Raw genomic sequence first — 12,283 nt, forward strand, 5'->3', positions numbered from 1 at the left:
CTTCTCGCGCTCCCACCGGGGGGCCGGGCTGGGCGGGGGGGCGGCCGGGGGCGGCTGCCCCCCCTTCCCCCCCCCCCGGCGGCCGCGCCCGCCCGCCCCCGCCCCCCCGCCGGGCCAGGGCCGCGCCCGCGCTTCGCGCGACCCCGTGTCCGTGCTGGTCATGGCCGCTTTGAGGGGTGATCCGGCGCGCCCTGGGAACGGCCTTCGCGGCCGGGGCGAATGGGCCCGTGAACTCCTTGACAACGCTTCGCGGCGGCCCGCAGACTGGCGTTGCGCTCATCGCAATCCGTTTCGCTATACGCACCGAGGTGTCATGATGATTCCCGCGTGCCGTCTCGCGGATCTGCCGCGAGGCGAGGCCCACCGGCTCGACATCGAACCGCCCGTCTCGGTGTTCCACACCGATGACGGCGAGCTCTTCGCCATCGACGACACCTGCACCCACCAGGACGCCTCGCTCGCCGACGGCTGGCTGGAGGGCTGTGAGGTGGAATGCCCCCTGCACGCCTCCACCTTCGACCTCAGGACCGGCGCCGTGGACGCACCCCCGGCCAAGCTCCCGGTCCGCACCCACGAGGTCGTGGTGCAGGACGGAACGGTCTACGTCCGGCTCTCCGCCGACGCGCCCAACCTGCCGCCGTGCGTCTCCGCCCGCCTCGCCGGCGGCGCGGCGTGAGGACGGTCGCCGTGGTGGGCGCCTCGCTGGCCGGGCTGTCGGCCGCACGCTCGCTGCGGCAGCGGGGGTACGACGGCCGGCTGGTCGTCGTCGGTGACGAGCCCCACCGTCCGTACGACAGGCCGCCGTTGTCCAAGGAGTTCCTGGTCGGCACCCTCGGCGAGGCGGACCTGGCGCTGGAGCGCGACGACGAGGACCTCGGCGCCGAGTGGCTGCTCGGCACCCGGGCCACCGGGCTCGACCGCACCGCGCGGGCGATCCGGCTGGCCGACGGCCGGGAGGTGCGCGCCGACGGCGTGGTCATCGCGACCGGCGCCGCGGCCCGCACCCTGCCCGGCACCGAGGGCCTCGCCGGGGTCCACGTGCTGCGCACCCTCGACGACGCCCGCGCCCTGCGGGCGGACCTCGCCCGGGGCGGCCGCCTGGTGGTGATCGGCGGCGGGTTCGTCGGCGCCGAGGTCGCCTCCACCGCGTACGCGCTTGGCCTCGACGTCACCGTGATCGAGGCGGCCCCGACCCCGCTGGCCGGACCGCTCGGCGAGGCCATGGGCGCGGTCGTCTCCGCCCTCCACGCCGACCACGGGGTACGGCTGCTGTGCGGGGTGGGGGTCAAGGGGCTGAGCGGCGAGCGGCAGGTGGCCGCCGTACTGCTGGAGGACGGCCGCAGCGTGCCCGCCGACACCGTCGTCGTCGGCGTCGGGGCCCGCCCGTGCGTCGAGTGGCTGGAGGGCTCCGGCATCGCGCTCGACAACGGCGTGAAGTGCGGCGCCGACGGGCGCACCAGCGTGGCCGGAGTGGTCGCGGTCGGCGACTGCGCCAACTGGTACGACCCGCACACCGGCACCCACCGCAGGGTCGAGCACTGGACCGGCGCGCTGGAACGGCCGGACACCGCCGTCGCCACACTGCTCGCCCACGGCGCCCGGGAACCGGGCACGCCCAGGCCGCCGTACTTCTGGTCCGACCAGTACGGCGTGAAGATCCAGTTCGTCGGTCACGCCGCCGGGGCCGACAGTGTGACGGTCGAGGAGGGCTCGACCGACGACCGCAGCTTCCTCGCCGTGTACCGGAGGGCGGGCCGGCCGGTCGCCGTGCTCGGGATGGACCAGCCGCGGCTGTTCACCCGCGCCCGCAAGCAGTTCGCCGCCGCGTCCTGACCCGGCACCCCGCGCCACCCCACCGATCCACGACGTCCTCCGAGGAGTGCACCGTGACCTCGACCAGCCTGCCGGACAGCCTGATCGCCACCCTCCCCGGCCCGGCCTACACCGATCCCGGGATCTTCGCCCAGGAGCAGGAACGCATCTTCGAGACGATGTGGTTCTGCGTGGCCCGTGCCGCGGACCTGCCGAAGCCCGGCGCGTTCCGCACCGTCGACGTGGGCCGCGAGAGCATCCTCGTCACCCGGGCCCGGGACCGGTCGATCCGCGCCTACTTCAACGTCTGCCGGCACCGCGGGGCCAGGCTCTGCACCGAGGAGACGGGCGAGGTCAGGCGGGCGTTCCAGTGCCCGTACCACGCCTGGACCTACGACCTCGACGGCAAGCTGGCCGCCGCCCCCAACCTCACCAAGATGCCCGACGTCGGCCGCACCGAGTACGGCCTGGTGGGCGTCGCCGTCCGCGAATGGCTCGGCTACGTGTGGGTGTGCCTCGCGGAGAACCCGCCGTCCTTCGAGGAGGACGTGATCGGCGCGGCGGTCGAGCGGCTCGGGGACGTCGAGTCGATCGAGCACTACGGCGTCGAGGACCTCTCGGTGGGCAGACGGATCGTCTACGACGTCAGGGCGAACTGGAAGCTCATCATCGAGAACTTCATGGAGTGCTACCACTGCGCCACCATCCACCCCGAACTCACCGAGGTGCTGCCCGAGTTCGCCGACGGCTACGCGGCCCAGTACTACGTCGGGCACGGCGCCGAGTTCGGCGCGGACGTCCAGGGCTTCACCGTCGACGGCTCCGCGGGGCTCGACCGCATCCCCGGGGTCTCGGCCGACCAGGACCGGCGGTACTACGCGATCACCGTCAAGCCGCAGGTGTTCATCAACCTGGTGCCGGACCATGTGATCTTCCACCGGATGTACCCGGTGGCCGTCGACCGCACGATCGTCGAGTGCGACTGGCTCTACCTGCCGCACGTCGTCGAGAGCGGCAAGGACGTCAGCCGGTCCGTGGAACTCTTCGACCGGGTCAACCGCCAGGACTTCGAGGCCTGCGAACGCACGCAGCCCGGCATGCGCTCACGGCTGTACGCCAAGGGCGGGGTGCTGGTGCCCAGCGAGCACCACATCGGCGCCTTCCACGACTGGGTCAACGAGCGGCTCGGCACCGGGCGGCAGCCGCAGTGACGCCCGTGGCCCGCGCGGGGAGGGACGCGGACGCGGGCCGTACGGCGGTCGTCGTGCGGGCGGCTCAGCCCAGGTAGCCCATGCGGTGGCTGATCTCCTCCGCGCCCTTGACCAGCACCGGCGCCAGCTCGTGCATGCGCTCCTCGGTGAACCGGTAGGACGGCCCGGACGCGCTGATCGACGCGATGACCACTCCCTCCCGGTCCCGGATCGGCGCGGCCATGGCGTGCAGCCCGATCTCCAGCTCCTCCAGCGTCCAGGCGTAACCGCGCTCCCGGGCCTCGGCGAGGTTCTTCTCCAGCTTCGCCTTCGAGGAGATGGTGTGCGGGGTCAGCTTCTTCAGACCCCCGTCCGAGATCAGGGCGGCGCGTTCCGCGGCCGGCCGGTGCGCGAGCATGATCTTTCCGCTGGAGGTGGCGTGCAGCGGGGTCAGCTGGCCGACCCAGTTGTGCGCGGTGACGGCGGCCGTGCCGCGCACCTGGTAGAGGTTGATCGCGTAGTGCTCCTGCATCACCGCGATGTTGACCGTCTCGCCGATCTCCTCGGCCAGCCGCTCGCACACCACCCGGCCCTGCTGCGTGACGTCGATGCGTCCCGTCACGGCGCCGGCCAGGCGTACGATGCCGAAGCCGAGCGAGTACTTGCCCCGCTCGCCCGACTGCTCCACGAGACCGCGCGCCTCCAGGGCGCCGAGCAGCCGGAACGCGGTCGACTTGTGCACATCGATCTCGGCGGCCACCTCGCTCACCCCCGCCTCGCCGCGCTGGGCCAGGATCTCCAGGACGCTGATGGCGCGGTCGACGGACTGCACGCCACCGGAAGATGAGCCGTTCGTTTCGGTATCCGGACTGTAGTTGCTCATAGCGAAACTATACGCGCAGTAAACAACGCACTCCAAGTAACGCGATGTGAACAAAGATCTTACAAGTTGCGTTGTTCGCAACCTGGTGCGTATAGCGATACCCGTACTAGCATGCCGCGCAATCGACCGCGCGAGTGAGACGAGGCACCATGGCTCCCTTGCAGTACGACTTCGTCATCGTCGGCGGCGGCTCGGCCGGCAGCGCACTGGCGAACCGGCTCTCCGCCGACCCCGGCAACCGGGTGCTGGTGCTGGAGGCGGGCCGCCCCGACTACCCGTGGGACGTCTTCATCCACATGCCGGCGGCGCTGACCTACCCCATCGGCAGCCGTTTCTACGACTGGAAGTACGAGTCGGAGCCGGAGCCGCACATGGGCGGCCGCCGCATCTACCACGCCCGCGGCAAGGTGCTCGGCGGTTCCAGCAGCATCAACGGCATGATCTTCCAGCGCGGCAACCCGATGGACTACGAGCGCTGGGCCGCCGACCCCGGGATGGAGACCTGGGACTACGCGCACTGCCTGCCGTACTTCCGCCGGATGGAGAACTGCCTGGCCGCCGACCCGGACGACGAGTTCCGCGGCCACGACGGCCCCCTGGTCCTGGAGCGCGGCCCGGCCACCAACCCGCTCTTCTCCGCCTTCCTCAAGGCCACCGAGGAGGCCGGGTACGCGCCGACCGACGACGTCAACGGCTACCGGCAGGAAGGGTTCGCCAAGTTCGACCGCAACGTCCACCGCGGTCGCCGGCTGTCCGCGTCGAAGGCGTACCTCAAGCCCGTCAGGAAGCGCCCCAACCTCACCGTGCGGACCCGCGCCCTGGTCACCCGCGTCCTCTTCGAGGGCAAGAAGGCGGTCGGCGTCGAGTACCGGCGCGGCCGGGGCGCCCTTCAACAGGTCCGCGCCAAGGAGGTCATCCTCTGCGGCGGCGCGATCAACTCCCCGCAGCTGCTCCAGCTCTCCGGAGTCGGGAACGCCAAGGAACTCGCCGCCCTCGGCATCGACGTCGTCCACGACCTGCCGGGCGTCGGCGAGAACCTCCAGGACCACCTGGAGGTGTACATCCAGTACGCCTGCAAGCAGCCCGTCTCCGTACAGCCGTACCTGGCGAAGTGGCGGGCCCCCTTCATCGGCCTCCAGTGGCTCTTCCGCAAGGGCCCGGCCGCCACGAACCACTTCGAGGCCGGCGGTTTCTGCCGCAGCAACGAGGACGTGGACTACCCCAACCTGATGTTCCACTTCCTGCCCATCGCGGTCCGCTACGACGGCTCGGTGCCGGCCGGCGGCCACGGCTACCAGGTGCACGTGGGCCCCATGTACTCCGACGCCCTCGGCTCGGTGAAGATCAAAAGCAAGGACCCGCGCGAACACCCGGCCCTGCGCTTCAACTACCTCTCCACCGAGCAGGACCGCCGCGAGTGGGTCGAGGCGGTCAGGGTCGCCCGCAACCTCCTCAACCAGCCGGCCCTCGCCCCCTACAACGACGGGGAGATCTCACCCGGCCCCTCCGTGGCGACCGACGAGGAGATCCTCGCCTGGGTCGCCAAGGACGGCGAGACCGCCCTGCATCCCTCCTGCACCTGCAAGATGGGCACCGACGAGATGTCCGTCGTCGACCCGACGAGCATGCGGGTGCACGGCGTGGAGGGTCTGCGCGTGGTGGACGCCTCCGTGATGCCGTACGTCACCAACGGCAACATCTACGCGCCGGTGATGATGATCGCAGAGAAGGCGGCCGACCTCATCCTCGGCAAGGACCCGCTGCCGCCGTCGAAGGCCGTCTACTACCGGCTCCGCGACGCCCAGCAGCAGGCAGGCTAGACCATGGCCACCGAGGCGCTGCGGGCGCTGCTGACCCGGGTCCGCTACGAGGTGCTGCCGGCGCGGGCGACCGAGGAGAAGGTCCTCGCCCATGTGCCCCGCGACGTCGTGGTCACGGTCACGGCGTCGCCGGCCAAGGGCCTGGAACCGACCCTCGCCCTGACCGAGCGGCTCAGCGCGCACGGCTACCGGGTCGTCCCGCACGTGCCCGCGCGGCTGCTGCGGGACGACACCCACCTGAAGGACGTCACCGAACGCCTGCGCACGGCCGGCGTCGACGACCTCTTCGTGCCGGCGGGCGACGCCGATCCGCCCGCCGGGCCCTACCAGGGAGCGCTGCCGGTGCTGCGCCGGCTCACCGAGCTGGGGCGGCCCTTCGCGCGGACCGGGATCACCGGCTACCCGGAGAGCCATCCCCTCATCCACGACGACCTCACCATCCAGGCGATGTGGGACAAGCGGGCGCACGCCACCTACATCGTCAGCAACCTCTGCTTCGACGCGCGCGTGCTCGGCGACTGGCTCACCCGGATCCGGCGCCGCGACGTCACGCTGCCCGTGTACCTGGGCGTCGCCGGGCCGGTGCAGCGGACCAAGCTGCTGGCCATGGCCGCGAAGATCGGGGTGGGGGAGTCGGCCCGCTTCCTGACCGGACACGCCTCCTGGTTCCTGCGCTTCGCGGCCCCCGGCGGCTACGACCCGCGGCGGCTGCTCACCCGGGGCGCCGCGGCGTTCACCGCGCCGTCGGCGGGCGTGGCGGGCCTGCATCTGTTCACCTTCAACCAGGTCGCCGAGACGGAGCGGTGGCGCCGGGCGCTGCTGGACCGGTTCGGCGGCTGACCCACCCCCCGGCCGTGCTGTTTTCGCGGCCGAATCGGGATACGCGGAGCCCTTGACGGCTGTCAGTACATTCGGTCAGGGTGTTCCACCAAAAGCAATCCAATGCACAATGCGCAACGAATTCGGCTCGAAGGGCGCGGCCGTGGCAGATCTGTATGTGGATGGAAAATGGCGCGCGGCGCTGGCCGGCGGCCACCGCGAGATCCGCTGTCCGGCGGACGGCACCCTCGTCGCGACGGTCGCTGAGGCGACCCGCCCCGACACCGAGGCCGCGATCACCGCGGCCCGGCGCGCCTTCGACGAGGGCCCCTGGCCCCACACCCCCGAGCGCGAGCGCGGCGCGCTGCTGCTGCGCACCGCCGACGTCATCGAGCGCGACGCCAAGGAGTTCGCCCGCGCCGAGTCCCTGGACACCGGCAAGCGCCTGGTGGAGAGCGAGTACGACATCGCCGACGTCGTCTCCTGCCTGCGCCACTACGGCGGCATCGCCGGCACCGACGCCGGCCGGGTGATCGACACCGGACGGGACGACGCCGTCAGCCGGGTCGAATACGAGCCGGTCGGCGTGTGCGGGCTGATCACCCCGTGGAATTACCCGCTGCTCCAGGCCTCCTGGAAGGTCGCGCCCGCCCTGGTCGCGGGCAACACGTTCGTCCTCAAGCCCAGCGAGCTCACCCCCTCCACCGCGATCCTGCTGCTGAGGGCGCTGGAGGAGGCCGGACTCCCGCCCGGAGCCGGCAACCTCGTCCTCGGCGCCGGTCCCGAGGCCGGCGCCCCGCTCGCCGAGCACCCCGCGGTCGACATGGTGTCCTTCACCGGCGGCCTGGAGACCGGCAAGCGGATCATGGCCACCGCCGCGGCGACCGTGAAGAAGGTGGCCCTCGAACTCGGCGGCAAGAACCCGAACGTCGTCTTCGCGGACGCCGACTTCGACACCGCCGTCGACTTCGCCCTCACCGCCGTCTTCCTGCACTCGGGGCAGGTCTGCTCGGCCGGGGCCCGGCTGATCGTCGAGGACTCGCTCCACGACGCCTTCGTCGACGAGGTGGTCCGCCGCGCCCGCCTGATCCGCCTCGGCGGCCCCTTCGACCCCGAGGCCGAGACCGGGGCGCTGATCTCCGCGCGGCACCGCGAGAAGGTCGAGGCGTACGTCGCGGCCGGCATCGCCGAGGGCGCCGTCCTGCGCTGCGGCGGCGCCCGCCCCGAGGACCCCGCCCTCGCGAACGGCTTCTACTACCCGCCCACCGTCCTCGACGAGTGCCGGCAGGACATGCGCGTGGTGCACGAGGAGTCCTTCGGCCCCGTGCTCACCGTGGAGCGCTTCCGGGACGAGGACGACGCCGTCCGCATCGCCAACGACACGGAGTACGGCCTGGCCGGAGCCGTCTGGACCCAGGACGCGGGCAGGGCCCAGCGGGTCGCCCGCAGGCTGCGCCACGGAACCGTGTGGATCAACGACTACCACCCCTATGTGCCGCAGGCGGAATGGGGTGGCTTCGGGCACTCGGGCGTGGGCCGCGAGCTGGGACCGACCGGCCTGGACGAGTACCGAGAGCCCAAGCACGTCTGGCAGAACATCCAACCCCGGCCGCAGCACTGGTTCCGCGGCTGACGCCGAAGAGAGGTCCCCACCATGACCCCAGCCCCGACCGAGGTGTCGCAGCGGCGCGACACGTCCCAGGACCCTCAGGACCGCACCCCGGTCATCTCCGTGCGCCGGCTGTGGAAGGTGTTCGGGCCGAAGGCCGACGAGGTGCCGGGCTCCGAGGAGCTCTGCGGGCTCACCCGCCGTGAGCTGATGGACCGCACCGGCTGCACCGCCGCCGTCCGGGACGTCAGCTTCGAGGTGTCGCCCGGCGAGGTCTTCGTCGTCATGGGCCTGTCCGGGTCGGGCAAGTCCACCCTGGTGCGCTGTCTGACCCGGCTGATCGAGCCCACCGCCGGGGAGATCGTCTTCGAGGGGGAGGACATCCGGGGCGCCGACCCGCGGCGGCTGCGGGAGCTGCGGCGCAGCAAGTTCTCCATGGTCTTCCAGCACTTCGGCCTGCTGCCGCACCGCAAGGTCGTCGACAACGTGGCGTTCGGCCTGGAGATCCGGGGCATGGGCAAGGCCGACCGGGTGAAACGCGCGATGGAGACCGTCGAACTGGTGGGGCTCGCCGGCTATGAGAACTCCTACCCCGACCAGCTCTCCGGCGGCATGCAGCAGCGCGTGGGCCTGGCCAGGGCACTGGCCGGCGACCCGGACGTCCTCCTCTTCGACGAACCGTTCTCCGCGCTGGACCCGCTGATCCGCCGCGACATGCAGAGCGAGGTCGTCCGCCTGCACCACGAGGTCGGCAAGACCATGGTCTTCATCACCCACGACCTCTCCGAGGCCCTCAAACTCGGCGACCGCATCCTGATCATGCGGGACGGCAAGACGGTCCAGTGCGGCACCGGCGACGAACTCGTCGGCGCCCCGGCGGACGACTACGTACGGGACTTCGTCAAGGACGTGCCGCGCGGCGACGTCCTCACCCTGCGCTGGATCATGCGGCCCGCCGAGCCCGACGACGCCCTGGACGGACCGGAACTGGGTCCGGACGTCGTGGTCCGCGAGGCGACCCGGGCGGTGCTGGCCGCCGAGAAGCCGGTCAAGGTCGTCGAGCACGGCAAGCTGCTCGGCATCGTCGGCGACGAGGAGATCCTCGCGGTCGTCGCCGGGCAGGAGGGCGGCGCCTGATGGCCGCCGTCGCCGACGCGACCGCGCCGGTCGCGACGCTACGCAGGAAGGTCAGCCGCCCGATGGTGGTGGCGGCGATCCTGGTCCTCTGGCTGGTGCTCTTCGCCGCGTTCCGGGGCCGGCAGACGCTTACCCTGGCCGCCGCCGACCTCACCGGCCTGCACCGTTGGCTCAACGACGTCAACGACAGCATCGGTGCCAACCGCAACTCCAATCCGGTCTTCCTCTACTTCTTCAACGAGATCCGGCTGGCCATCGACAACCTGGTCACCTTCGTCCAGTCCCTGATCTCCCAGCCCGCCGACGGCCGCCCGGTCCCGCAGATCGGCTGGCTCGGCGTGGTCGGACTCACCGGCTACGTCTCCTGGGCCGTGGGCAACTGGCGGGTCGCCCTGCTGGCCGTCGCCGGGTTCACCTTCTTCGGGCTCCAGGGCCTGTGGCAGGAGAGCATGGACACCCTGGCGCTGACCCTGTCGGCGGTCCTGGTGGCCCTGCTCATCGGCATCCCGCTCGGCGTGTGGGCGGGGCTCTCCGACCGGTTCAACCGGATCATGACGCCCTTCCTGGACTTCATGCAGACGATGCCGACCTTCGTCTACCTCGCCCCGCTGACCCTGATCTTCCTCATCGGCGGCGCCTCCGCCGTCATCACCACCGTCATCTACGCGGCCCCGCCCGCCATCCGCATCACCGCGCACGCCATCCGCTCCGTCCCCGAGACCACCGTCGAGGCGGCCGACTCGCTCGGCACCACCCGCACCCAGCAACTGCTGAAGGTGCTGCTGCCGATGTCGAAGCGCACGGTCGTCATGGGCGTCAACCAGACCATCATGGCGGCCCTGGCCATGGTCACCATCGCTGCCCTGATCGACGCGCCCGGCCTGGGCAAGACCGTCGTGCAGGCCCTCCAGTCGCTCGACGTCGGCACCGCCTTCAACGCAGGCCTCGCCATCGTCGTCATGGCGATCGTGCTCGACCGGGTCACCACCGCGGCCGCCGCCCGCACCGAGGCCCGCCGCACGGACGGACGGTTCGGCACGTGGCGCCGCCCGCTGCTGGGCGCGGGCGGGATCGCGGCCGCCGTCCTGGTCTACCTCTCCCACACCTACGTCTGGGCGGCCGAGTTCCCCGGCGACGGCACCGTGGGCAGTCACATCGCGAGCGCCGCCGACACCGCGACCACCTGGCTGCAGGACCACCTCTCCGGCCTCACCAACGCGCTGCGGGACGCCCTCACCAACGGCCTGCTCAACCCGTTCCAGACGCTGCTCACCGACTCGCCGTGGTGGCTCGTCGGCGCGGTCCTGGTCGGGCTCGGCGCGGTGCTCGGCGGCTGGCGGGCCGGGGTGACGGCAGCCGTGTGCGTCGGGCTGCTGGTCGGCACGGGCCTGTGGTCGGACAGCATGACCACCCTCGCCTCCACCGCCGTGGCCACCGTCCTGGTGATGCTGGTCGGCGTCGTCTTCGGCGTGTGGATGGGCCGCAGCACGCTGGTGGACCGGCTGATCCGGCCCACCCTGGACGCGGCACAGGTCATGCCGCCGTTCGTCTACCTGGTGCCGTTCCTGGCGCTCTTCGGCGCCACCCGCTTCACGGCGATCGTCGCGGCCGTCGTGTACGCGGCACCCGTGGCCGTCAAGATCATCGCGGACGGGGTGCGGAACGTGTCCGCGCCCACCGTGGAGGCGGCCACCTCGGCCGGGTGCAACACCTGGCAGATCATCACCAAGGTCCAGCTGCCGATGGCACGCAGCGCCCTGACCCTCGCGACCAACCAGGGCCTGATCTACGTGCTGTCGATGGTTGTGGTGGGCGGCCTGGTGGGGGCCGGCGCCCTCGGCTACGACGTCGTGGCCGGTTTCTCGCAGGGCGAGCTGTACGGCAAGGGGCTGGCGGCAGGGCTCGCCATCGTACTGCTCGGAGTCATGTTCGACCGGATCACTCAGGCTGCGGCACGACGCACCCGGGCATAAGGAGCTCGACACCATGGCACAACACTGGCGAGCCGGCGCGGCCGGCCTGGCCGTCCTCGGCCTCACCCTCACGGCCTGCGGCGGCGCGAAGGTCGGCGAGAGCAGTTCCGCCGGCTCGACGTCCTCGGGCGGCAAGTGCGGCACCTTCAACCTCGCCGTCAACCCCTGGGTGGGCTACGAGGCGGACGCGGCGGTCGTCGCGTACGTCGCGCAGCACGACCTCGGCTGTACGGTCGACAAGAAGGACCTCAAGGAGGAGATCGCCTGGCAGGGCTTCGGGACCGGCGAGGTCGACGCCGTCCTGGAGAACTGGGGCCACGACGATCTGAAGAAGAAGTACATCACCGGGCAGAAGACGGCCGTCGAGGCCGGCTCCACCGGCAACAAGGGCATCATCGGCTGGTACGTGCCGCCGTGGCTGGCCAAGGCGCACCCCGACATCCTCGACTGGAAGAACCTCGACAAGTACGCGTCCAACTTCAAGACGTCCGAGTCGGGCGGCAAGGGCCAGCTGCTCGACGGCGACCCGTCGTACGTCACCAACGACGCCGCCCTGGTGAAGAACCTGAAGCTGGACTTCAAGGTGGTGTACGCGGGCAGCGAGACCGCGCTCATCCAGGCCTTCAGGACGGCCGAGAAGAACAAGCAGTGGCTGATCGGCTACTTCTACGAACCGCAGTGGTTCCTGTCCGAGGTGCCGCTGAAGAAGGTCTCCCTGCCGAAGTACACGACGGGCTGCGACGCCGACGCGGCGAAGGTCGCCTGCGACTACCCCGTCTACGACCTCGACAAGATCGTCAGCGCGAGCTTCGCCAAGTCGGGCAGCCCCGCCTACGACCTGGTGAAGAACTTCAACTGGACCAACGACGACCAGAACACCGTGGCCAAGTACATCGCGGTGGACAAGCTGTCGGACGACGCGGCGGCCAAGAAGTGGGTCGACGCCAACCCCGACAAGGTGAAGGCCTGGCTGAAGAAGTAGCGGGGTCGCGAGCAGAAGTCGTTCCGGGACGCCCGGCGGGCGGTGCGCAGCTGTGCGC

At 71.1% G+C, this 12,283-nt stretch carries 10 protein-coding genes; 9 read left to right on the top strand and 1 reads right to left on the bottom strand.

The window, feature by feature from the left end; all coding sequences use genetic code 11:
* Positions 1–313: 313 nt before the first annotated feature.
* From AB0M11_RS39695 to AB0M11_RS39705, 3 genes are read left to right on the top strand one after another with little or no spacing between them, the layout of a single operon-like run.
* Positions 314–676 carry a bifunctional 3-phenylpropionate/cinnamic acid dioxygenase ferredoxin subunit gene (locus tag AB0M11_RS39695; RefSeq protein ID WP_365713542.1) on the top strand — a complete coding sequence of 121 codons (363 nt, stop codon included), beginning with the start codon at positions 314–316 and terminating at the stop codon, positions 674–676.
* Positions 673–1,833: an FAD-dependent oxidoreductase gene (locus AB0M11_RS39700; protein WP_365713544.1), complete on the top strand. Its 1,161-nt coding sequence runs from the start codon at positions 673–675 to the stop codon at positions 1,831–1,833. The genes AB0M11_RS39695 and AB0M11_RS39700 overlap by 4 nt, the downstream gene beginning before the upstream one ends.
* A gap of 53 nt (positions 1,834–1,886) precedes the next feature.
* On the top strand, positions 1,887–3,023 hold the full coding sequence (locus AB0M11_RS39705) for an aromatic ring-hydroxylating dioxygenase subunit alpha (RefSeq protein WP_365713546.1): 1,137 nt from the start codon (positions 1,887–1,889) through the stop codon (positions 3,021–3,023).
* A gap of 64 nt (positions 3,024–3,087) precedes the next feature.
* Here AB0M11_RS39705 and AB0M11_RS39710 read toward each other — a convergent pair whose 3' ends face one another.
* Positions 3,088–3,885 (bottom strand): IclR family transcriptional regulator, encoded by a 798-nt coding sequence (locus tag AB0M11_RS39710; protein ID WP_365713548.1) that lies wholly within the window; start codon positions 3,883–3,885, stop codon positions 3,088–3,090.
* A gap of 149 nt (positions 3,886–4,034) precedes the next feature.
* Here AB0M11_RS39710 and betA point away from each other — a divergent pair, with 149 nt between their 5' ends.
* The 6 genes from betA to AB0M11_RS39740 all read left to right on the top strand — a co-directional run bounded on the left by betA (position 4,035) and on the right by AB0M11_RS39740 (position 12,225).
* Positions 4,035–5,705: a choline dehydrogenase gene (betA, locus tag AB0M11_RS39715; protein WP_365713550.1), complete on the top strand. Its 1,671-nt coding sequence runs from the start codon at positions 4,035–4,037 to the stop codon at positions 5,703–5,705.
* A gap of 3 nt (positions 5,706–5,708) precedes the next feature.
* Entirely contained in the window at positions 5,709–6,545 is an 837-nt protein-coding gene (locus tag AB0M11_RS39720; protein WP_365713552.1) for a 5,10-methylenetetrahydrofolate reductase, read from the top strand.
* A gap of 142 nt (positions 6,546–6,687) precedes the next feature.
* A complete protein-coding gene (locus tag AB0M11_RS39725; RefSeq protein WP_365713554.1) occupies positions 6,688–8,157 on the top strand; it encodes an aldehyde dehydrogenase family protein in 1,470 nt (489 codons plus the stop codon).
* 21 nt (positions 8,158–8,178) lie between these two features.
* A complete protein-coding gene (locus AB0M11_RS39730) occupies positions 8,179–9,270 on the top strand; it encodes a glycine betaine/L-proline ABC transporter ATP-binding protein (RefSeq protein ID WP_365713556.1) in 1,092 nt (363 codons plus the stop codon).
* Complete coding sequence (locus AB0M11_RS39735) at positions 9,270–11,243, top strand: ABC transporter permease subunit (RefSeq protein WP_365713558.1); 1,974 nt, start codon at positions 9,270–9,272, stop codon at positions 11,241–11,243. The genes AB0M11_RS39730 and AB0M11_RS39735 overlap by 1 nt, the downstream gene beginning before the upstream one ends.
* A gap of 13 nt (positions 11,244–11,256) precedes the next feature.
* Positions 11,257–12,225: an ABC transporter substrate-binding protein gene (locus tag AB0M11_RS39740; RefSeq protein ID WP_365713560.1), complete on the top strand. Its 969-nt coding sequence runs from the start codon at positions 11,257–11,259 to the stop codon at positions 12,223–12,225.
* The last annotated feature ends 58 nt before the right edge of the window (positions 12,226–12,283 follow it).

The sequence above is a fragment of the Streptomyces sp. NPDC051987 genome (assembly GCF_040680735.1).
Classification (GTDB): Bacteria; Actinomycetota; Actinomycetes; order Streptomycetales; family Streptomycetaceae; genus Streptomyces.

Bases quoted from the DNA above. Each gene is read 5' to 3' on its own strand.
- AB0M11_RS39695 (WP_365713542.1), top strand. From the start codon at position 314: ATGATGATTCCCGCGTGCCGTCTCGCGGATCTGCCGCGAGGCGAGGCC.
- AB0M11_RS39730 (WP_365713556.1), top strand. From the start codon at position 8,179: ATGACCCCAGCCCCGACCGAGGTGTCGCAGCGGCGCGACACGTCCCAG.
- AB0M11_RS39735 (WP_365713558.1), top strand. From the start codon at position 9,270: ATGGCCGCCGTCGCCGACGCGACCGCGCCGGTCGCGACGCTACGCAGG.
- AB0M11_RS39710 (WP_365713548.1), bottom strand. From the start codon at position 3,885: ATGAGCAACTACAGTCCGGATACCGAAACGAACGGCTCATCTTCCGGT.
- AB0M11_RS39740 (WP_365713560.1), top strand. From the start codon at position 11,257: ATGGCACAACACTGGCGAGCCGGCGCGGCCGGCCTGGCCGTCCTCGGC.
- betA (WP_365713550.1), top strand. From the start codon at position 4,035: ATGGCTCCCTTGCAGTACGACTTCGTCATCGTCGGCGGCGGCTCGGCC.
- AB0M11_RS39720 (WP_365713552.1), top strand. From the start codon at position 5,709: ATGGCCACCGAGGCGCTGCGGGCGCTGCTGACCCGGGTCCGCTACGAG.